16 protein-coding genes are annotated in these 20951 nt (G+C 63.4%); 8 read left to right on the top strand and 8 right to left on the bottom strand.

Annotation, left to right across the window (positions count from 1 at the left end):
* Window positions 1-3: 3 nt before the first annotated feature.
* The 7 genes from LU682_RS19860 to LU682_RS19890 form a co-directional block, all read right to left on the bottom strand.
* The gene (locus LU682_RS19860; protein WP_010953197.1) at window positions 4-1131 is read right to left on the bottom strand and encodes an acyl-CoA dehydrogenase; all 1128 of its coding nucleotides are present in this window, start codon (window positions 1129-1131) and stop codon (window positions 4-6) included.
* Window positions 1132-1139: 8 nt separating this feature from the next.
* Window positions 1140-2333, bottom strand: coding sequence for an acetyl-CoA C-acyltransferase (locus tag LU682_RS19865; protein WP_010953196.1), 1194 nt, complete (start codon window positions 2331-2333; stop codon window positions 1140-1142).
* An 11-nt stretch (window positions 2334-2344) separates the two neighbouring features.
* Complete coding sequence (locus LU682_RS19870; RefSeq protein WP_003250091.1) at window positions 2345-3112, bottom strand: SDR family NAD(P)-dependent oxidoreductase; 768 nt, start codon at window positions 3110-3112, stop codon at window positions 2345-2347.
* Between the two features lie 13 nt (window positions 3113-3125).
* Entirely contained in the window at window positions 3126-4772 is a 1647-nt protein-coding gene (locus tag LU682_RS19875; protein WP_049587516.1) for an acyl-CoA synthetase, read from the bottom strand.
* A gap of 122 nt (window positions 4773-4894) precedes the next feature.
* Window positions 4895-9340 carry an NEL-type E3 ubiquitin ligase domain-containing protein gene (locus tag LU682_RS19880; RefSeq protein ID WP_060489370.1) on the bottom strand — a complete coding sequence of 1482 codons (4446 nt, stop codon included), beginning with the start codon at window positions 9338-9340 and terminating at the stop codon, window positions 4895-4897.
* A 146-nt stretch (window positions 9341-9486) separates the two neighbouring features.
* The gene (locus LU682_RS19885) at window positions 9487-10509 is read right to left on the bottom strand and encodes an AraC family transcriptional regulator (RefSeq protein WP_010953193.1); all 1023 of its coding nucleotides are present in this window, start codon (window positions 10507-10509) and stop codon (window positions 9487-9489) included.
* A gap of 77 nt (window positions 10510-10586) precedes the next feature.
* Window positions 10587-11450, bottom strand: a complete 864-nt coding sequence (locus LU682_RS19890) for a LysR substrate-binding domain-containing protein (protein WP_010953192.1) — start codon at window positions 11448-11450, stop codon at window positions 10587-10589.
* 112 nt (window positions 11451-11562) lie between these two features.
* Between LU682_RS19890 and LU682_RS19895 the strand changes: the two genes are divergently transcribed.
* Complete coding sequence (locus LU682_RS19895) at window positions 11563-12669, top strand: 2-aminoethylphosphonate--pyruvate transaminase (RefSeq protein WP_010953191.1); 1107 nt, start codon at window positions 11563-11565, stop codon at window positions 12667-12669.
* Window positions 12670-12703: 34 nt separating this feature from the next.
* Window positions 12704-13531, top strand: a complete 828-nt coding sequence (gene phnX / locus LU682_RS19900; RefSeq protein ID WP_003250077.1) for a phosphonoacetaldehyde hydrolase — start codon at window positions 12704-12706, stop codon at window positions 13529-13531.
* Between the two features lie 218 nt (window positions 13532-13749).
* Here the strand turns inward: phnX and LU682_RS19905 are convergent, their stop codons facing one another.
* The gene (locus tag LU682_RS19905) at window positions 13750-14814 is read right to left on the bottom strand and encodes an AI-2E family transporter (protein ID WP_010953190.1); all 1065 of its coding nucleotides are present in this window, start codon (window positions 14812-14814) and stop codon (window positions 13750-13752) included.
* 132 nt (window positions 14815-14946) lie between these two features.
* On the opposite strand from LU682_RS19905, the gene trhP reads away from it, so the two are divergent.
* From trhP to LU682_RS19935, 6 genes are all read left to right on the top strand, one after another.
* A complete protein-coding gene (gene trhP / locus LU682_RS19910) occupies window positions 14947-16281 on the top strand; it encodes a prephenate-dependent tRNA uridine(34) hydroxylase TrhP (RefSeq protein ID WP_049587511.1) in 1335 nt (444 codons plus the stop codon).
* Window positions 16282-16362: 81 nt separating this feature from the next.
* Window positions 16363-18084, top strand: a complete 1722-nt coding sequence (locus LU682_RS19915) for a copper resistance system multicopper oxidase (RefSeq protein ID WP_370688773.1) — start codon at window positions 16363-16365, stop codon at window positions 18082-18084.
* Window positions 18077-18961 carry a copper resistance protein B gene (locus LU682_RS19920; RefSeq protein WP_010953187.1) on the top strand — a complete coding sequence of 295 codons (885 nt, stop codon included), beginning with the start codon at window positions 18077-18079 and terminating at the stop codon, window positions 18959-18961. Before LU682_RS19915 ends, LU682_RS19920 begins: the two co-directional genes overlap by 8 nt.
* Before the next feature lie 14 nt (window positions 18962-18975).
* A complete protein-coding gene (locus LU682_RS19925) occupies window positions 18976-19404 on the top strand; it encodes a DUF411 domain-containing protein (protein WP_010953186.1) in 429 nt (142 codons plus the stop codon).
* Window positions 19404-19841 carry a YqaA family protein gene (locus LU682_RS19930; protein ID WP_010953185.1) on the top strand — a complete coding sequence of 146 codons (438 nt, stop codon included), beginning with the start codon at window positions 19404-19406 and terminating at the stop codon, window positions 19839-19841. The genes LU682_RS19925 and LU682_RS19930 overlap by 1 nt, the downstream gene beginning before the upstream one ends.
* 75 nt (window positions 19842-19916) lie before the next feature.
* The gene (locus tag LU682_RS19935; RefSeq protein WP_010953184.1) at window positions 19917-20915 is read left to right on the top strand and encodes an alpha/beta fold hydrolase; all 999 of its coding nucleotides are present in this window, start codon (window positions 19917-19919) and stop codon (window positions 20913-20915) included.
* Window positions 20916-20951 lie beyond the last annotated feature (36 nt).

The raw sequence follows: 20951 nt of genomic DNA on the forward strand, positions 1-20951 counted from the left end.
CCTTCAAAGATTGCGCGCAATGACCATGCGCTGAATGTCGCTGGTGCCTTCGTAGATCTGGCAAACCCGAACGTCGCGGTAGATCCGCTCCAGCGGGAAGTCACTCAGATAGCCATAACCGCCCAGGGTCTGCAAGGCGTCCGAACAGACCTTTTCGGCCATTTCCGAGGCGAACAGCTTGGCCATCGACGCTTCCACCAGCGCCGGGCGCCCCGCATCACGAAGGGCAGCGGCGTGCAATACCATCTGCCGGGCAACGGAAATTTTCGTTGCCATGTCGGCCAGGCGAAACGCCACGGCCTGGTGCTCGATCAGCGGTTTGCCAAAGCTCTGGCGCTCGTTGGCATAGTCCCGCGCCACTTCGAACGCCGCGCGGGCCATACCCACCGCTTGCGAGGCGATGCCGATACGGCCGCCTTCAAGGTTGGCCAGGGCGATCTTGTAGCCTTCACCCTCCGCCCCCAGCCGGTTGGCCACTGGCACTTGCACATTGTCGAAAACGATCTGGCAGGTGTCGGAGGCGTGCTGGCCGAGTTTGTCCTCCACCCGCGCTACCTGGTAGCCCGGCGAATCGGTCGGCACGATGAAGGCGCTGATGCCACGCTTGCCGGCCTCCGGGTCGGTGACCGCAAACACGATCACTACGCCGGCGTTCTGCCCCGAGGTAATGAACTGCTTGCTGCCATTGAGCACGTAATGGTCGCCTTCCAGGCGTGCGCGGGTCTTCAGGCTGCTGGCATCGGAGCCAGCCTGCGGCTCGGTCAGGGCGAAAGCACCGAGCATCGCACCTGTCGCCAGCGGGGTGAGGAACTGCTCTTTCTGCTGCTCGTTGCCGAAGCGCAGGATCGGCACGCAACCCACCGAGTTGTGCACGCTCATGATGGTCGAGCAGGCGCCATCGCCCGCAGCGATTTCCTCCAAGGCCATGGCATAGGCCACATAACCGGTGTCGCTACCGCCCCACTGCTCCGGCACCAGCATGCCGAACAGGCCCAGTTCGGCCATCTCGTCGATGGCCTCTTTCGGGAAGCGATGGTCCTTGTCCCATTGCTCGGCAAACGGCTTCAGGCGTTCCTGGGCGAACGCACGTACCGCGTCGGCGATCTGTTGTTGCTCGTCATTTACCAGCATGGTTCACCTCAGTACAGGCATTCAACAGCCATGGCCGTGGCCTCGCCACCGCCGATGCAGATGGCCGCCACACCCCGACGCAGATTGTTCTGGCGCAAGGCCGACAACAGGGTGACCAGAATACGTGCGCCAGAAGCGCCGATCGGGTGACCGAGGGCGCAGGCGCCGCCGTGGATATTGACCTTGTCGTGTGGCAGGTCGAGGTGTTTCATGGCCGCCAGGGTGACCACGGCGAAGGCCTCGTTGATCTCGAACAGGTCGACTTCGGCCAGGTTCCAGCCGGTGCGTTTCATCAGTTTGTCGATCGCGCCGATCGGGGCGGTCGGGAACAGCGCCGGGGTGTCGGCAAAGGCGGCGTGGCCGTGGATGACGGCCAATGGCTTGAGGCCACGTTTGTCGGCCTCGGAGCGGCGCATCAGTACCAGCGCCGCAGCGCCGTCGGAAATCGAACTGGCGTTGGCCGCCGTCACGGTGCCGCCTTCACGAAACGCCGGTTTGAGCTGCGCAATCTTGTCCAGACGCGCCTTGGGCGGCTGCTCGTCATCCTTGATGACGCGCTTTTCCTTGCCCTCGGTGACTTCCACCGGCACGATCTCGGCGGCAAAACGGCCGCTGCTGATGGCTTCCTGCGCTCGGGTCAGCGAGGCGATGGCGAACTGGTCCTGGGCCTCGCGGCTGAAGGCATTGGCCTGGGCACAGTCCTCGGCAAAGGTACCCATCAGGCGGCCTTTGTCGTAGGCGTCTTCGAGACCGTCCATGAACATGTGGTCGATGATCTTGCCGTGGCCCATGCGGTAGCCGCCACGGGCTTTGTCCAGCAGGTACGGCGCGTTGGTCATGCTTTCCATGCCACCCGCCACTACCACGTCTGCGGTGCCGGCCAGCAGCAGGTCATGGGCCATGATCGCGGCTTGCATACCCGAGCCGCACATCTTGTTCAGGGTGGTGCAGGTGGTGTGCTTGTCCAGCCCGGCGCCCAGCGCGGCCTGGCGTGCCGGTGCCTGGCCCTGGCCGGCCGGCAGCACGCAGCCGAACAGTACCTGCTCGACACCGGCGGCATCGATGCCGGCCCGTTCCACGGCAGCACGAATGGCGGCGCTGCCCAGTTGCGGCGCAGTCAGGCTCTTGAGGTCGCCCTGCAACCCGCCCATGGGCGTGCGCACGGCGCTGACGATAACGATGGGGTCATTGGCGAGGGTCATGTTCGCTCTCCTTACTTGGCAGCCATGCGCAGCGCACCGTCGAGGCGGATGACCTCACCGTTGAGCATGCTGTTCTCGATGATGTGGCGGGCCAGCGCGGCGTATTCCTGCGGGCGGCCCAAGCGGGGCGGGAACGGCACGCCGGCAGCCAGCGAAGCACGTACCTCATCGCTCATGCCGGCCATCATAGGGGTTTCAAAGATACCCGGAGCGATGGTCATCACACGGATGCCGAAGCGTGCCAGTTCGCGCGCGGCCGGCAAGGTCAGGCTGGCAATGGCACCCTTGGAGGCGGCGTAGGCGGCCTGGCCAATCTGGCCGTCATAGGCGGCAATGGAGGCCGTGTTGATGATGACCCCACGCTCGCCGCTCTCATCGGCAGCCCCTTCGGCCATGGCCGCCGCAGCCAGACGCAACAGGTTGAAGCTGCCGATCAGGTTGACGTTGATGACCTTGGCGAAGCTGGCCAGGCCATGCGGGCCCTGCTTGCCCAGCACCTTCTCGGCACCGACGATGCCGGCACAATTGACCAACCCATGCAAGCTGCCAAAGGCGCTGACAGCTGCATCGACAGCCGACTGGGCCGCCTGCTCGTCACTGATATCAGCCACGGCGAAACGGGCATTGTCGCCCAGTTCGCGGGCCTTGGCTTCGACAGCCTGGGCATTGAGGTCGACCAGCATGACCTTGGCGCCAGCCTCGACCAGCATCTGTGCAGTCGCGGCACCCAGCCCGGAAGCGGCGCCGCTGACGATGAAATGTTTATTGGCTATGTGCATGAGTACTTTCCTTTCAGACGCTGGCAGGGGTGGCCTGTTGCGCTTGTTGTTTGGCGACTTCCTGGTTGCGCAGGATGAAGCGTTGCAGCTTGCCGCTCGGGGTCTTGGGCAGCTCGCTGACGAATTCGATTTCCCTGGGGTAGGCATGCGCGTAGAGGCGCTGGCGCACATGCTGGCGCAAGGTTTCTTCCAGCTCGACGCTGCCGGCGTAGCCGCTGGCCAATACCACGAACGCCTTGATCAGCTCGGTACGCTCCGGGTCGGGCTTGCCGATCACCGCTGCCTCGATCACCGCCGGGTGCTCGATCAACGCGCTTTCCACATCGAATGGCCCCACACGGTAACCGGAGGTGGTGATCACGTCGTCGCTACGGCCAACGAAGCTGATGCTGCCATCCGGGTTCAGCTCGACAGTGTCGCCGCTGAGGTAGTACTTGCCGACGAAGGCTTTGGTCGGCAGGCCGTGGTAACCGCCGAACCAGCACAGCGGCGACTGCTCACGGTCAACGGCGAGGATGCCTGGCTGGCCGGCTGGCAGTTCGTTACCTTGCTCGTCCACCACCACGATGCGGTGGCCGGGGATGGCATAGCCGGCAGAACCCAGGTGCACCGGATGCTGCAGGCCATGGTGGTTGCACAGCACCATGCCCAGTTCGGTCTGGCCGTAGTGATCGTGAATGGTCACGCCCAGCTCGTCGGCGAACCAGCGGATCACTTCGGGGTTCAGCGGTTCGCCGGCACTGCTGACCACCCGCAGGCGGCCCTTGATCGGTGCCGAGAAATCTTTGCCCGCCGCAATCAGCAAGCGATACGCGGTGGGCGAGCCGGCCAGGTTGGTGATACCCAGCTTGTCGATCACCCGGGCGCAGCTCTCGACACTGAACGGGCCATCGTAGAACGTGGTGGCGTGCCCCAGCGACAACGGACCGGTAACGGCGTAATACAAGCCGTAAGCCCAACCCGGGTCGGCCAGGTTCCAGAAGTTGTCCTCGGGCAGCAGCTCGATGGCATCACGCATGTAGCCCTGAAACGCGACGATCGCACGCAGTGGCACTTCCAGGGGTTTTGCCGGGCCAGTGGTTCCGGAAGTGAACATCAGCAGGAATGGATCGTTGCCTGAGCGCATCACCGGCTCACATACGTCCGCTGCGCGTTCCAGGCATTGCTGGAAGTCCAGCTCACCACTGCGGGCCTTGACAGTGATGATGGTCGGGCAGGCGTGCACATCGTCCAGCTTGGCGCGGTTGTGGCTATCGGTGACCACCACTCGGGCATGGGATTGCTCAAGCCGGTGCTCGATGGCCTTGGGGCCGAACGCGGTGAACAAGGGCTGGTAAACCGCCCCGAGGCGCCAGGTAGCGAGGATGGTCACCAGCAGTTCAGGGGTACGCGGCATCAAGCCGGCAACCCGGTCTCCGGCGCCTACCCCCTGCGCCTTTAACACATTGGCGAACCGAGCAGCCTGCACCTGAAGCTGATCGAAGCTATAGCACGCGCTGTTACCATCGCGGTCCTCATGAATCAGTGCCAGCTTGCCGTCACCGGCATGCCGGTCACAGCATTCGACACAGGCATTAAGGGCTTCAAGGTTGCCGTGCAATGCCGTCACAACGGCCTGGTCATGGTCGAACGTACGAGCGGCCTCGGCGTAATCGCGCATCATCGGACTCCTGGTTTCTTGTTTTTGGAGTTGAAGCATCGGTCCGACGATGTTCGCGCCGCTCATGCGCGGCGGCAATGGCCAAAGCTGTCAATCTGGATGACTGGTTTGGCCGCCGCTAATCACCCCTCTGCGCGCTCGGCTGCACGCAGGTAGGACTGGGTGAGCCCTGCGACCAGGCGCTCGATATCGAGGTCCTGCTGTTCCTGTAGCCGGCGTAGTTGCTGCTCGAAGGCCGCCGGCGCCAAGACAGGACGTTGAGCCTGCAGCTCAAGCGTGCGCCGAGTGTAATCCGCACTGAGGGCATCGAACATTTGGTCATGTTGCTGGCGCAGGTAACGGCGCCAGAACGCGCGCTGGCTCAGGCTATCGGTCAGGCCCTCGATGGTCTGCGCGCGCGTAACCCGCAGAAATGCATCCTCTACCTGGGCCTGTGTCAGCGCGACAGCATCGGGATAGCGCATGGCATACGGCTGGTTGGGCAACCGCAAACGGCTACGAAGTTGCACCCTGTAAGCCAGCCCCAATGCCAACTGGTCGACATGTTCACTGGCAGCCAGACGCTGCCGGCCATCCTGGTAGGCAATCCCTTCCAGTTGATCCAGCCGGAACAGTTGCCTGCCCAGTTCAAGCAACTCGCCCCTGCGTTCAGGGTTGACTGCGGCGGCTTCGGCCTGCGCCTGCCTCACCAATACCTGCAATGCACTGAAATGGCTGGCAACGGCGTCCGAACATGACAGCGGCAGGCCGGCCCGCTCAAAAATCCGCCGGCACAGCACCGGGTCGCCGTCCAGCGTAGCCAGCAGTGTCCATACGCCGTCAACCAGCGCATCCCGCCCTTCACCCGCTTGGCTGTAGTCCGCAGTCATCTCCAGGCGAGCCAACAACCTGAACAACCCGCTGCTACCCGCTTGCTCCAGCAACCGCAGCCACACGGCCTCACGCTCGGCCTGAACCGTCGCATCCGTATGGCCTACCCAACGCGTACGGGCCCTGGCCAGGTCAACTGACCCCAACTGCTCAGGTGAGTGCCGGTGTTCTTCGATCACATCGAGGGCATACAACCTTCGTTGCTGCATGACCGACAAGGGGTTGTCCTCCATCAGAATGGCCTGTCGAAATGCATAAGGCATCAGCTGGATCTCGGTGGGCACTTCGCGGAGTTGGTTGTTGCGCAAGTCAGCACGTTCAAGTAGACCACAGAGCTCCAGGCGACGCGGCCAGCTGCCCAGCCGACAATGACGCAGGTTCAGGCTGGTCAGCCGAGAAAGTTGGTGGAAGCTCATGTCCAGCGCTTCCAGCCGGTTATGACTGAGATCAAGATGCACAAGGTTGGACAAACCATGCAGAACGCTGATCGCCTGGGCGTCGAGGCGTATCTCGTTATGCGCCAACCGAAGCGATTGAAGATTCGGTAAATGGGCAATGCCTGTTGGTAGACGCATCAACGCGTTGTTGTTGAGGTTCAGGTGCGTCAAGGCAGTGAACGGGCGAAGGAAGTCGGCCGGAATGTCAGTAATCAGGGTGTCGTTCACGCTCAGCAGGGTAATGCGATGGAAATCGATATGCGGCGGTAGTGCTGGCAGTGTGCGCAAACTCAAACCGCTCATCGACAAGCGCTGCCCCTGTGTTTGCCCCTCGCCGGCCGAAACAGGCTCGCCCTGCAGTCGCCAGGCTCGCAGGATGCTGTCGGCCGTCAACCTGCGGGCGGCGCGTCGCCCCTCCTGCAACTCGGCACCGACCCAGCGGTTGAGGTACAGCACTAGCTGGTCATGCGCTTCCTGCAGTTCTACCAGGCGCTCGAAGACTGGCTGCGGGCCTTGTTGCACGCGCGCCAGCTCCACATCGAGCGCGGCCTCGTCCAGGCCAGGATAAAGCGATCGTAGCTGATCGCGAATGATCGCTCGCTCATCCCTGGGAGCAGCGCCAGGGCGGCCACTGAGCGGGTATCCCACGCGCCCATCGTCCATGCGACGCCCTGGATTGAGCCAGGCCTGCTCCTCTGGCCAGCCGAGCATGCGCGCGATATCCCAATGGGTAGCGGGTAACCGCGCCAGAAGCTTCTCACGCAGTTGCCTCGCCGCCGCACTGCCCACCAGTTGCATCGCTGCCCGCTGCTCTGATGTCAGTGCGGCAGAAAGCGCCTCGAAGATACATCCCGGCTCGTCAGCGATAAACACGTGTGGCAAACCTGACCCGTTGTAGATCAGAAACCTGCCTTCATGCCTGACCACTATTCTTCTTGCCTCGGTTCGCCCGCCGCTACCGAGGCGCCTGATAGACCGCCCATCCAGCCCGCGGTCGCGCAAGTCGAGGTCAAGTTGCTCGAGTTCGAAGCTATCCAGCAACGCAAGGGCCAGTTCGCCGGTGACATCACTGTACGCCGTGCTCAGATACAACCCCGCCAGCCCCCGGCTCAGGCGAGCCAGACGCAAGAGCGAACGGGCGCTCTTCGCGCACGGCAATGGCAGCCGCCGCTCGACACGCGCCATTTGGTGCTCAAGCTCATGCGCCTGACCGGTTACTTCATTTATGTAGGCCGAAGGCAAACCCGGGAAGTCCCGTTTTACCAACATGCTCAGCGGGTCTGCTGCCAGTGACTGTTCTGTCAGGCGAGCAAACAATTGCGGCCGCAACCCAGCCTCATGCACCTGCATCTGCTCCAGTCCGGCGCCCACGCCTGGCCTTGCTTCACACCAGGCCAGCAGCTCCCTGTCCGATGGCATCAACGCCTTCAGCCGAACACGCTGGAAAAACCTTTCAATGCGTGCATGCGCCTGGAAGGCGCGCAAGGTTTGGCCAAGGCTCACCGGCGCCGGGCGATTCTCCACGAGAACGCCGCGCAACAAGTCTGCATCGATACCTGCCACCCGCATTATCTGCTCGGCCTGATGCGCGTCCACAGGGGAAAGCTGTGGCCATAATGCATCCAGCATGCGGGCAGGCGCCTGCCAGCTTAAGGGTTGTTCACGCATCAGCTGCCAGCCACGCTCACCGTTGTGCAACACGACCGGCCCGTAGCCACCCTCACTCGCTGCATGGCGCAGGCGATAGGGGCCATCGACGACGGGCTGATGCACTTCGAGGTAACGTCCATCGATACGGACCCAGCGGCGGCCCGCCTCGCCACCGCGCTCCTCCTCGAGCAGATCGACAGGGCCCGGCAATGATCGATAATTTCTGGCGTTGAACTGCCACAGGCGACTGCGCCCATTCCCAAGGCTTACCGGCTCCAGGCCCGCGACAAACGCACTGCGCACAAAACTGACACCCGCCACCGTCGCTGCGGTAGCCGCCAAGGTTTCGGCGACCCCCAGCAGATGCTGCAGCGCTTCGTGTTGGTGCCCCTTCGACCAATCCCTCATCCCTTCGAACACTTCAGCGCACGTCTGAGCAACCACCTGCCCCAGCAGCACGCCCCCCACAGCCGGGATGAAAAGGCCGGCGAGGTTTACCAGGTCCAGACCTGCCGCCTTCCACTCAGCGTGTCTGGCGCTAACCGCCCGGCTATCAGCGTCAGCGGTCGGTACCAGCAGCAACCGGGCATCTTCCTTGACCCGTTGCACTTGCCGAGTCGCCAGTTGCGTGAAAACCCCTCCCCCAGGTGTTTCACCCTCAAGCTCCAGGTCCGGCAGCTTGTCTTTCAGGCGCTTGCCGAGGGTACTGACAAAACCTGCACGGTGCTCAAGGCTGATGAGCTGTGTGAAGAACTGCCAGTAACCCGGATCTTGCAACAACATTGCCACGGTACTGTTCATGGAGGCGACATTGTCGAAGAACCGCAATGCCTGCCGGGGATCACCAGGCAGGTAAAGCACGATGCCCCGTTCATTTCCCGCCTTGTCTTGCAAGTGAATCAGCAAGCCATCGACCACAGGTCTCCCTATTGCCCTCAACAGCATGGGTTTGCCTTCGAGGCCTTTTTGTCGCCCCTCCTGAGCGGGGTCCACCACCTCACGCAAGGCGAGCTGCACATCGACGCTTATGTTTCCCTGCAATGCCGCAAGCTCGGTCGCCAGCTTCAACCCCGAACGTTTGTCTTCAGCCAGCACCGCCTGGGTAGCTGGCGGGAAGATCCTTTGCAACGCGTCCTGATAACGCTGACCAACGTCCAGATTGCGACAGGCCGTAATCAATGCTTCCAGCGATGCATTCAATGGTTTATCGCTGCCTGACAAAACCAGCCCCGTGCCCTCGTAGTAGCGGGTATTCGCAGCAAAGTTGCGCATAAGCCGCAGTAACCCGTTCTCACGCGTCTGGCTGTACCCGTATGTCTGTTGCAAGGTACCTGGCAGTGTGCCGAAGCGTGGCGCCACCCGCAGCCACTCGAGCTGGGCAAATACCTGCCCGTCCGGCAACGGTGCATCCAGCAACGCCGCCAGGTGCTTCTCGGCAAACTGCTGGAGCGGCAGTAACTCAAGCGTCAGGCCACTCAAGCGTGCCTGGCTGGCATGGTGCGCGTTCAGACTGGTGCGCAGGGTGTTGATCTGGCCCCTTGACGCGCGTTTGAGCCACTCAGGTAATCGGGCACCGATGAATCGGTCATGGCCCGTCGCGTTGATGATCATGGTGGGTTCCCCTAGCTATATGACGAAGCCAACCATGTTGTTCAAATGTCGGCCCAGGATGCAGAGGGAACGGGTTCGATCAGCGCCTGCTCGGTAAGCCTTCTGGGCCCGCGCGGTAATGCACTACTGCAGGAAGCGTTCGCCCTTCAGTGCCCTGCCCCTCGCGCCTGGATCAATGCCCGATAATGTCCCGGGTTGCAGCCGAACCACTTGCGAAATGCCTTATAGAACGAGCTGCTGTCGGCGAACCCCAAACGCTCGGCAAGCTCGCCCATGGCCACGTCTTCCTGGCTGAGCCAGGCGATCGCCAGCTCCCGTCGTACGCTGTCCTTCAAGCCCTGGTAGTTCTGCCCCTCTTCTGCCAGGCGCCGACGCAGGGTCGATGGCGACAGGCACAGCTGCCGAGCCAGGCGGTCAGCATCGGGCCATTGCTCAGGGGCCAGGCGCAACAGGTCGGTGCGGATACGCCGCCCGAGGCTGGCCGGGTCACGGTACTTGACCAGGATATTGCCCGGCGCTTCGGCCAGAAAACGCTGCAGCTCCTCCTCGCTGCGCCGCAGGGGCAAGTCGAGGTATTGCGAAGCAATGATCATGCGTGTGCGTGGACGCTCAAAATGCAGGTTCTCCGAAAACATGACCCGATAGTCGTCGCAAAAGGGTGGTTCGGCACAACGCAGATCAATGCTCAGAATCGGGATGCGCCGCCCGGCCAGCCAGCAGGTCACCCCATGCACGATCATCCAGAAGGTGAAATAGGTGAACGCGCGGCGCGGTTCGTCACGCGGCTCATTAATGACAATTTCGGCCAGGCCTTGCTGGCGCACCAGGCTGGGCTGCATGTCTTGAAGCATCAGCGACAGAAAGGCCAGCGAGGTTTCCAGGCCTGCGCCCAGTGTCGGCTGGCCCATGCTGGCACGGCACATGAACGCCAGGCTGCCACTGCACAGACCGCGCGTGTCCATCGCGAAGAATTCGTCGTTGCAGCGCCGGGCCAGCAAGCGCCACAGGCGGGCATAGGACTCGGCACTGACCCTTGCCTCTGGCAGGTGCAGTTGTTCAACGGCGATGCCCGCCCTGGCCAGCAAGCCACTGTCAGGCTCACCGGCAGGGCAGGTCTGCAACAGCGCTTCGCGCACCAGCTGCATGGAAATGGTGTCTTTGTCGCTCATCGACGGTCCTGTCGGCTGATTGCCGGCCATATTAGGGTCTGTATGAAAAGCCGAGGGTGCCCCGTAGCAAACAGCCATCATAGCCCTGCTGCCAGGCTCAGGAATGCCTGAATCAGGCGCAGTTCGCGACGACGCTCCAGGCAGCCGATCACGTGTTGGTTGACAAGGCCCTCGCCGGCCAATGGTCGTGCCACCACACGGGGATCATTGGCCACTTCAGTGGAAGAAACAACGCCAATCCCCAGCTGCGAGGCCACAGCCTCGGTTACCGCCTCCCGGCTGTCCAGCTCCAGCAATACACGCGGTTGCACGCCCGCCTTGATGCAGGCCTTGTCGAAGGTGCGCCGGGTGGTGGAGCTGGGTTCGCGCAGCACCATGATCTGCTGGTGCAGCGCGGCCAACGGCAAGTCCTCCCGCGCGCTGGCCCAGGCGTGCCCCACCGGTAACAGCGCACACAGGCGCGACTCACAGAGATTTTGCAGATGCAGCCCCTTGCGCGGCTCGATTTCGGTCAGCACCGCCACGTCGGCATGCTCGCCGAGCAGCGCAGCCAAGGTCTCCTGAGCATTGCCCAGGCGCAAGTTGACGGTGACACCAGGGTACCGCTCACGCAGCAGCGCCAGCATCGGCATGACCCGATGCGGGCCGTCGGCGGCTACCTCCAGGCGCCCGGTCAGCAACTGGCGGTTGGCCTCAAGCATGGCCTGCGCTTCTTCGGCCAGGCCGAACATGGCGCGCGTGATGGCCGCCAGGCGCGTGCCCTCCTCGGTCAGCTCCACGCGCCGTGCAGTACGCCGCAACAAGGTGATCTGGTAGTGCTCCTCCAGGGCCTTGACGTGCCCGGTCACCGCCGGCTGGCTGATGAACAGGCGCTCGGCAGCACGGGTAAAGCTGCCCTCACGGGCCACGGCGTCGAAGGCGCGTAGCTGGAACAGGTTCATATTTATCGGCCTGACTTATAGCTGGGATAACAACAAACAATTTGATTGATGGCAGCGCGAATTGCAACCTAGGCCCCGTAGTTTCAGCCCACCGCTTGTGAGGAATAACGGAATGAGCAACGCCCCGATTCTGCTGACCCCAGGTCCCCTGACCACATCAATCCGCACCCGCCAAGCCATGCTGGTGGACTGGGGCTCCTGGGACCGTGACTTCAACCAATTGACTGCCAGCGTCTGCGAACAACTGCTGGCCATCATCGACGGCGCCAGCAGCCACCACTGCGTGCCCCTGCAAGGCAGCGGCACCTTCGCCGTGGAAGCGGCCATCGGCACCTTGGTGCCACGCGATGGCAAGGTTCTGGTACTGATCAACGGCGCGTACGGCCAGCGCCTGGCGAAGATCTGCAAAGTGCTGGGTCGCACCTACAGCACCTTCGAAACGGCCGAAGACCAGCCGACCACCGCCGCCGACGTCGACCGGCTGCTGGCCGAAGACCCGGCCATCACCCATGTGGCGCTGATCCACTGCGAAACCAGCACCGGCATCCTCAACCCACTGCCCGAGATCGCCCAGGTGATCAAACGCCATGGCAAGCGCCTGATCATCGATGCCATGAGCTCGTTCGGAGCATTGCCGATCGATGCCCGCGAAATCCCCTTCGAAGCACTGATCGCGGCCTCCGGAAAGTGCCTGGAAGGCGTACCCGGCATGGGCTTCGTCTTCGCCGAAAAAAGCGCCCTGGCGGCCGCCGAAGGCAATGCCCACTCGCTGGCCATGGACCTGCACGACCAGCACGCCTACATGGCCAAGACCGGGCAATGGCGCTTCACCCCGCCTACCCACGTGGTCGCGGCCCTGCACGAAGCACTGCAGCAATACAACGAGGAAGGTGGCCTTCCGGCCCGCCACCAGCGCTACGCAGACAACTGCAAGACGCTGCTCGACGGCATGGCAGCCATCGGCCTGCGCAGTTTCCTGCCTGCCGAGATCCAGGCGCCGATCATCGTCACCTTCCACGCCCCCACCGATGCCCGCTACCAGTTCAAGGACTTCTACGAGCGGGTCAAGGCCAAGGGTTTCATTCTCTACCCGGGCAAGTTGACCCAGGTCGAAACCTTCCGCGTCGGCTGCATCGGCGTGGTCGGGGCGGACGGCATGCAGGCCGCCGTGAATGCCGTGGCCGAGGTGCTGCGGGAAATGGAAGTGCTGGATATCTGACGCTTTGCCCACCCGAATTCAGGAGTTAGCGCACATGAACTACAACAACCCCACCCAACTGCAAGCCGCCATCCTCGACTGGGCTGGCACCGTGGTCGATTTCGGCTCATTCGCTCCCACCCAGATCTTTGTCGAGGCCTTTGCCGAGTTCGATGTGCAGGTGTCGATCGAGGAAGCCCGAGGCCCGATGGGCATGGGCAAATGGGACCATATCCGCACCCTGTGCGACGTACCGGAAATTGCCGAGCGCTACCGCAAGGTGTTCGGCCGTACCCCGACCGATGATGACGTCACCGCCATCTACAACCGCTTCATGCCGCTGCAGATCGAGAAGATCGCCGTGCACTCGGCACTGATCCCCGGTGCGCTCGACACCCTCACCGGTCTACGCCAGGACGGCCTGAAGATCGGCTCGTGCTCGGGCTACCCGAAAGTGGTGATGGACAAGGTGGTGGAACTGGCTGCGCAGAACGGCTACGTGGCCGACCATGTAGTGGCCACCGATGAAACCCCGAACGGCCGCCCATGGCCGGCCCAGGCCTTGGCCAACGTGATTGCGCTGGGGATTGACGATGTAGCGGCCTGCGTGAAGGTGGACGACACCGTGCCTGGCATTCTTGAAGGCCGCCGTGCCGGCATGTGGACCGTGGCGCTGGTCTGCTCGGGTAATGCTCTGGGCCTGACCTGGGAAGGCTTCCGGGCGTTGAGTGCCGAGAAACTGGAAAGCGAGCGCCAGCGCATCCATGCACTGTTTGCCGGCTCCCGCCCGCACTACCTGATCGACACCATCAACGACCTGCCCGAAGTGATTGCCGACATCAACCGGCGCCTGGCCAAGGGCGAGATGCCGCAAGCCTTCTGACCCCTGCGGTTTCGCTGTATGTGTGTGTCCGCCACCAATCTGTGTAGGAGCGGGTTTACCCGCGAATACGGTGGCGGCAGCAACGGTGAACGGCGGGTGGAAATTGGCCAGCAGGCCCGGCCCTTTCGCGGGTGAACCCGCTCCTACACGCGGCCTGTGCCCAACCACCGACCTGTGTCCACCCCCGCTCCTACGGCCGACAAAACTGAGCAAGAACGCTATTGTGGCAATTGCACCCGCGGTTTGGTCGCGGCAAAGATCGCCCAGCTGGAGACGAACAGCGCCGCGATCAATGGGCCGATCACGAAGCCGTTGAGGCCGAACACCGCCAGCCCGCCAAGGGTCGACACCAGGATCAGGTAATCCGGCATGCGCGTATCCTTGCCCACCAGGATTGGCCGCAACACATTATCCACCAGGCCGATCACCAGCACCCCGAACGCGGTAAGCACCACCCCTTGCAGTATCGCCCCGGTCAGCAGGAAATACGCCGCCACCGGCGCCCAGATGATGCCCGCGCCCACCGCCGGCAGCAGCGACAGAAACGCCATCAGCACCGCCCACACCAACGCACTCGGGATATCCAGCACCCAGAAAATAAAACCTCCCAACGCACCTTGGGTAATGGCCACCAGCACGTTGCCTTTCACCGTCGCCCTCACCACACGATTGAACTTCAACTGCAAACGACGCTTCTGGTGCTCGGGCAGCGGGACGGCCATCCGCACCCGGCGCGCAACTTCCGGGCCATCACGCAGGAAAAAGAACAGCAGGTACATCATGATGCCGAAACTGATCAGAAACTCGAATGTGCCCTGGCCAAAGCTGAACGCCTGGCTGGCCAATACCTGGCTACCCTGGGTTGCCCACTTGGTGATCTTGTCACGCAACCCGTCAAGGTTACCCATGCCCATGTTGTCCAGCCCACGCTGGGCGAATGCCGGGAGCATGTCCTTGCCGCGCTCGACGTAACCGGCAATGTCCAGCTGCCCGCTTTCGATGCGCTGGTACAGCGTGGCGCCCTCTTGCACCAGCAGGGCGCTGATGATGATCACCGGCAGGATCGCCACAAGCAGGCACACCAGCGTGGACGTGGCCGCGGCAAGGTTACGCCGCCGCCCGCAGCGGATCAGCAAGTGACGCTGCAGCGGGGCGAACAGGATGCCGAGGATCACCGCCCAGAAGATTGCGCCGTAGTACGGCAGAAGAATCCAGAAGAAGGCAATGGTCACCAACGCCAAGAGTACTGCCAGGGCCTTGTTCTGTAGCGCGGTTTCGTTCATCGCAGTTCCTCAAATGGCTTATGAGTGATTAGTGCACCGCGCCTGGAAAAAAGTGCCGTGCTCACTTGACGCAAATCAATACGCACCTTGTCCATCGACCCTAGCATCCCCGCCTTTTGCCCCGGTGCGCACATGAACCCTACTGCCAAGCCCGAACTGCTGGCCCCCGCCGGCACCCTCAAGACCATGCGCTACGCGTTTGCCTACGGCGCCGATGCGGTCTACGCCGGCCAGCCGCGTTACAGCTTGCGGGTGCGCAACAACGAGTTCGATCACGCCAACCTGGCATTGGGGATCGAGGAGGCGCACGCCTTGGGCAAGCGCTTCTACGTGGTGGTCAACATCGCCCCGCACAATGCCAAGCTCAAGACCTTCCTCAAGGACCTGGCACCCGTGATCGAGATGGCGCCGGACGCGCTGATCATGTCCGACCCCGGCCTGATCATGCTGGTGCGCCAGCACTTCCCACAGATGCCGGTGCACCTGTCGGTGCAGGCCAACACCGTCAACTGGGCCAGCGTGCAGTTCTGGCAGCAACTTGGCCTGAGCCGGGTGATCCTGTCGCGGGAGCTGTCGCTGGACGAAATCGAGGAAATCCGCCAGCAGGTGCCGGGCATGGAACTGGAAGTGTTCGTGCACGGCGCCCTGTGCATGGCCTATTCCGGCCGTTGCCTGCTGTCGGGCTACCTCAACAAGCGTGACGCCAACCAGGGCACCTGCACCAATGCCTGCCGCTGGAAGTACGACGCCACGCCGGCCACCGAAAACGCCACCGGTGACATCGTGCGCCAAGTGCAACCCACCCTGGGCCTGGGCGCACCCACCGACCAAGTGTTCCTGCTGCAGGAAAGCAACCGCCCCGGCACTGAAATGCCGGCGTTCGAGGATGAACACGGCACCTACATCATGAACGCCAAGGACCTGCGCGCCATCCAGCACGTCGAGCGCCTGGCCTTGATGGGCGTGCATTCGCTGAAGATCGAGGGCCGCACCAAATCGCACTTCTACTGTGCCCGCGCGGTACAGTCGTATCGCCAGGCGATCGACGACGCGGTGGCCGGGCGACCATTCGACCGCGCCCTGATGGGCAACCTCGAATCCCTGGCGCAACGCGGTTACACCGAAGGTTTCCTGCGCCGCCACGTTCACGACGAGTACCAGAACTACCAGCGCGGCAACTCGGTGTCCGAGCGCCAGCAATTCGTAGGCGAACTGACTGGCGTGCGCGTCGACGGCCTGGCCGAGGTCAAGGTGAAGAACCGCTTCGCCGTGGGCGACCATTTGGAACTGATGACCCCGCGCGGCAACTACCACTTCGACCTGCACCGCCTGTGCAACCGCCAGCAGCACGCCATCGAGGTCGCACCGGGCGATGGCCATGTGGTGTATCTGCCGATCCCGGAACAGGTTGCCCTCGACTACGGCCTGCTGATGCGCGACCTGCGCATCGACGAAGCAGCAAGCTGACAACACTGTAATGTGCACCTCAGCTACCTGACAGCAGGCGGCAGCGAACATCGTGGCTATTCCGCATGAGGCCTCGCCATGTTGCGCAACCCCTCCCGCCGTACGTTTGTCAAAGGCCTGGGCGCCGCCAGCACGCTGGCGGGCCTGGGTCTGTGGCGCCCGCTGGTCCAGGCCGCTGAAGGCCGAGACCTGGCCGGCCAGCATTTCGAGCTGTTCATTGGCCAGACTCCGGTCAACATCACAGGCCGACCGCGTACCGCACTGACCGTCAACAACAGCCTGCCCGGCCCACTGCTGCGCTGGCGCGAAGGTGACACCGTGACGTTGCGCGTGCGCAACCGACTGGCGCAGGACACCTCGATCCACTGGCACGGCATCATCCTGCCGGCCAACATGGACGGCGTGCCTGGCCTGAGCTTCGCTGGCATCGAGCCCGGCGGCGACTACCTGTACCAGTTCACCCTGCGCCAGAGCGGCACCTACTGGTACCACAGCCATTCGGGGCTACAGGAGCAAGCCGGGGTATACGGGGCGATCGTGATCGAGCCACGCGAGCCCGAAACGCACCGCTACCAGCGCGACCATGTGCTGCTGTTCAGCGACTGGTCAGACCAGGCACCGGAACACCTGATGGCGACGCTGAAGACGCAGTCCGACGCGTACAACTTCCACAAGCGCACGGTTGGCGACTTCATCGATGACGTGGCCGAAAACGGCTGGAGCGCCACCGTCGCCGAACGCACGGCCTGGGCGCGCATGCGCATGAGCCCAACCGACCTCGCCGATATCAGCGCCGCCACCTACACCTACCTGCTCAACGGCCAACCACCACAAGGCAACTTCACCTGCCTGTTCCAGCCAGGCGAAACCGTGCGCCTGCGGCTGATCAATGCCTCAGCCATGACCTACTTCGACTTCCGCATCCCCGGGCTGAAGCTGACGGTGATCGCCGCCGACGGCTTGCCGGTAACCCCTGTGAGCGTGGATGAACTGCGCATTGCCGTGGCAGAGACCTACGACGTGCTGGTGACCGTGGGTGACCAACCCGCCTACACCCTGTTCGCCCAGAGCATGGACCGCACCGGCTTTGCCCGCGGTACCCTGGCCCGTGCGGCCGGGCTGCAGGCGCCGGTGCCTGCCCCCGACCCGCGCCCGGTGCTGAGCATGGAAGACATGGGCCACGGCGGCATGGATGCCATGGCGGGCATGGACCACAGAAATCCGCAGGGCATGAACCACGGCAGCATGGCCGGTATGGACCACGCCGCCATGTCGGCCATGCAGCAACACCCGATCAGTGAAACCGACAACCCGCTGGTGGACATGCAGACCATGGCACCGCGCCCCAACCTGGCCGATCCTGGCATAGGCCTGCGTGACAATGGTCGCCGCGTGCTGACCTACGCCGACCTGCGCAGCCCCTACCCCGACCCGGACGGTCGCCCGCCATCGCGTGACATCGAGCTGCACCTGACCGGCCATATGGAGCGCTTCGCCTGGTCGTTCGACGGCATCAAGTTCAGCGACGCCGAACCGCTGCGGCTGACCTACGGTGAGCGCGTGCGCATCACCCTGGTCAACGACACCATGATGACCCACCCCATCCACCTGCACGGCATGTGGAGCGACCTGGAAGACGAGCATGGCCAGTTCCTGGTGCGCAAGCACACCGTCGATATCCCGCCCGGCAGCCGACGCACCTACCGGGTGACCGCCGACGCGCTGGGCCGCTGGGCCTACCACTGCCACTTGCTCTACCACATGGAGACCGGCATGCTCCGCGAGGTACGCGTCGATGAATGACACCCGCAACCGCAGCTTCGTGGCAGGCGTGGCGCTGCTGACCTTGCTCGCCAGTGAACGGGCGATGGCCGCTGGTTCCGAACACACGAACCACGGCCAGATGGGCCATCAGGCCATGCCCATTAACCATGAAAGCATGGGCCACGACCAGCCTTCCCCCAGCCAACCTCGCACGCCCCTGCCTGTCATCACCGACGCCGACCGCCGCGCCGCCTTCCCGCCATTGCCAGGGCACCAGGCGCATGACCGGGCGCTGAACTGGGCAGTGATCGTGGACAAGCTCGAATACCAGAACTTCGAGAGCAGCAGTGCCCTGAACTGGAACGCCACCGCTTGGGTCGGTGGTGATATCGACCGCTTGTGGCTGCGCACCGAAGGCGAACGCGAACAGGGCAAGACCCACAAGGCCGAGCTACAGGCGCTGTGGGGCCATGCCGTGAGCCCGTGGTGGGAACTGGTGGCCGGTGCACGCCAGGACTTCAAGCCTGCCAGTGGCCAAACCTGGGCCGCCTTCGGCATCCAGGGCACACCGCTGTACGGCCTGGAGCTGCAAGCCACCGCCTATGCAGGCGAGCGGCAACAGACGGCGCTGCGCCTGGAAGCCGCTTACGCTATGCTGCTGACCAACCGCTGGATACTGGAGCCGACCCTGGAGGCCAACCTCTACGGGCGCAACGACGCCGGGCGCGAACAAGGTGCGGGGCTGGCCGACAGCGAGGTGGGCCTGCGCCTGCGCTACGAAATCACGCGCGGCTTCGCCCCCTACGTCGGGCTCAGTTTCAACCGCCTGCACGGCTCGCGTGCCAACCAGGCCCGAGAAGACGGCGAAGATCTGGGCCAGACCCGCCTGGTCGCCGGTATCCGCCTGCGTTTTTAAAGGAGTGCTTCACCATGCTGCGCAAACACCTGCTGACCCTGAGCCTGCTGGCCGTCACCGGCCTGGCCCAGGCCGCCGAGACCATCGACGTCTACCGCGACCCCAACTGCGGCTGCTGCAAGGCCTGGATCAGCCACCTGCGTGACAATGGTTTTACCGTCAACGACCACGTCGAGCCAAACATGAGCGCCGTCAAGCAACGCCTCGGCGTGGCGCCACGCCTTGCGTCGTGCCACACCGGGGTGATCGGCGGCAAGTTCGTCGAAGGCCACGTGCCGGCCGAGCAGGTGCGCCTGCTGGCCAAACGCAACGACCTCAAGGGCCTGGCGGTGCCGGGCATGCCCATGGGCTCGCCCGGCATGGAGATGGGTGACCACAAGGATGCCTACCAGGTCATCGGGGTGACCCAGGATGGCCAGGACACCGTGGTCGCCAACTACTGATGCTCAGCCTAGGGGCGCTGTTTCTCAGCGCCTTTGGTGCCGCCACCCTGCTACCGCTGCAATCGGAGGCTGTGCTGGTCGGCCTGTTGCTGCGCCAGCCCGAGGCCTGGGCGACCCTGCTGTTGGTAGCCACCCTGGGCAACGTGCTCGGCTCGGTGGTCAACTGGCTGCTGGGCCGGGCCATCGAGCACCTGCGCGACAAGCGCTGGTTCCCTTTCAGCGCTGCCCAACTGGCGCGTGCGCAGCAGCGCTACCAACGCTGGGGGCAATGGTCGCTGCTGCTCAGCTGGATGCCGGTGATCGGCGACCCGCTTACGCTGATCGCCGGGATAATGCGTGAGCCATTCTGGCGCTTCCTGTTGCTGGTGACCCTGGCCAAGGCTGGCCGCTATGCGGTGCTTGCGATGATTACCCTGGGCTGGTTTCACGCCTGGTAACACCTTTCAGGTTTCGCGTGGTCCACTGCCTGTTACAGTCGCCCCATTCAACCCGGCCCTACACGGAGTGCCCCCATGCTGCGCGCAACCGCCCTTGCCCTGGCCTGCCTTGCCAGCAGTTCGGCCATCGCTGCCGAGTCGCCTACCTACGGCCCCCAGCTCGAAGGCTTCAGCTACCCGCACCCCCTCAAGCATTTCGACTTCAAGTCCCAGGGCCAGGCCCTGCAGATGGGCTACATGGACGTGCCCGCCCAAGGCCAGGCCAACGGCCACAACGTGGTGCTGATGCACGGCAAGAACTTCTGCGCCGCCACCTGGGAAACCACCATCGACGCCCTGAGCAAGGCCGGCTACCGGGTCATCGCGCCCGACCAGGTCGGCTTCTGCACGTCGAGCAAACCGGCGCATTACCAGTACAGCTTTCAACAACTGGCCGACAACACCCATGCCCTGCTCGAACAGCTGGGTGTGAAGCAAACCATTGTGCTCGGCCACTCCACCGGCGGCATGCTCGCCACCCGCTATGCGCTGATGTACCCCCAGCAGGTGGAACGCCTGGCAATGGTCAACCCGATCGGTCTGGAAGACTGGAAAGCCCTGGGGGTGCCCTACCGCACCGTGGACCAGTGGTATGCCCGCGAACTCAAACTGGATGCCGAAGGCGTACGTGCATATGAACGCAAAACCTATTACGCCGGGCGCTGGAAGCCTGAGTACGAACGCTGGGTGCAGATGCTGGTGGGCTTGAACAAAGGGCCGGGGCATGAAGCGGTGGCGTGGAACTCGGCGCTGATCTACGACATGATCTTCACCCAGCCGGTGTACCACGAGTTCAAGCACCTGCAGATGCCGACCCTGCTGCTGATCGGCGACAAGGACACCACGGCCATCGGCAGCGATATCGCGCCGCCGGAGGTAAAGGCCAGGCTGGGCAACTATGCAGAGCTGGGGCCGCAGGTGGCCAGGCTGATACCCAAAGGTGAGCTGATCACGTTCGAAGGCATGGGGCACGCGCCGCAAATCGAGGAACCGGTGCGGTTCAATCGCACCCTGGTCGAATGGCTGGGCAAGTGAGCCAATGATCGGCCTCTGTGGCAGCGTACGCTTTTG

Source organism: Pseudomonas alloputida (assembly GCF_021283545.2).
GTDB classification, from domain to species: domain Bacteria; phylum Pseudomonadota; class Gammaproteobacteria; order Pseudomonadales; family Pseudomonadaceae; genus Aquipseudomonas; species Aquipseudomonas alloputida.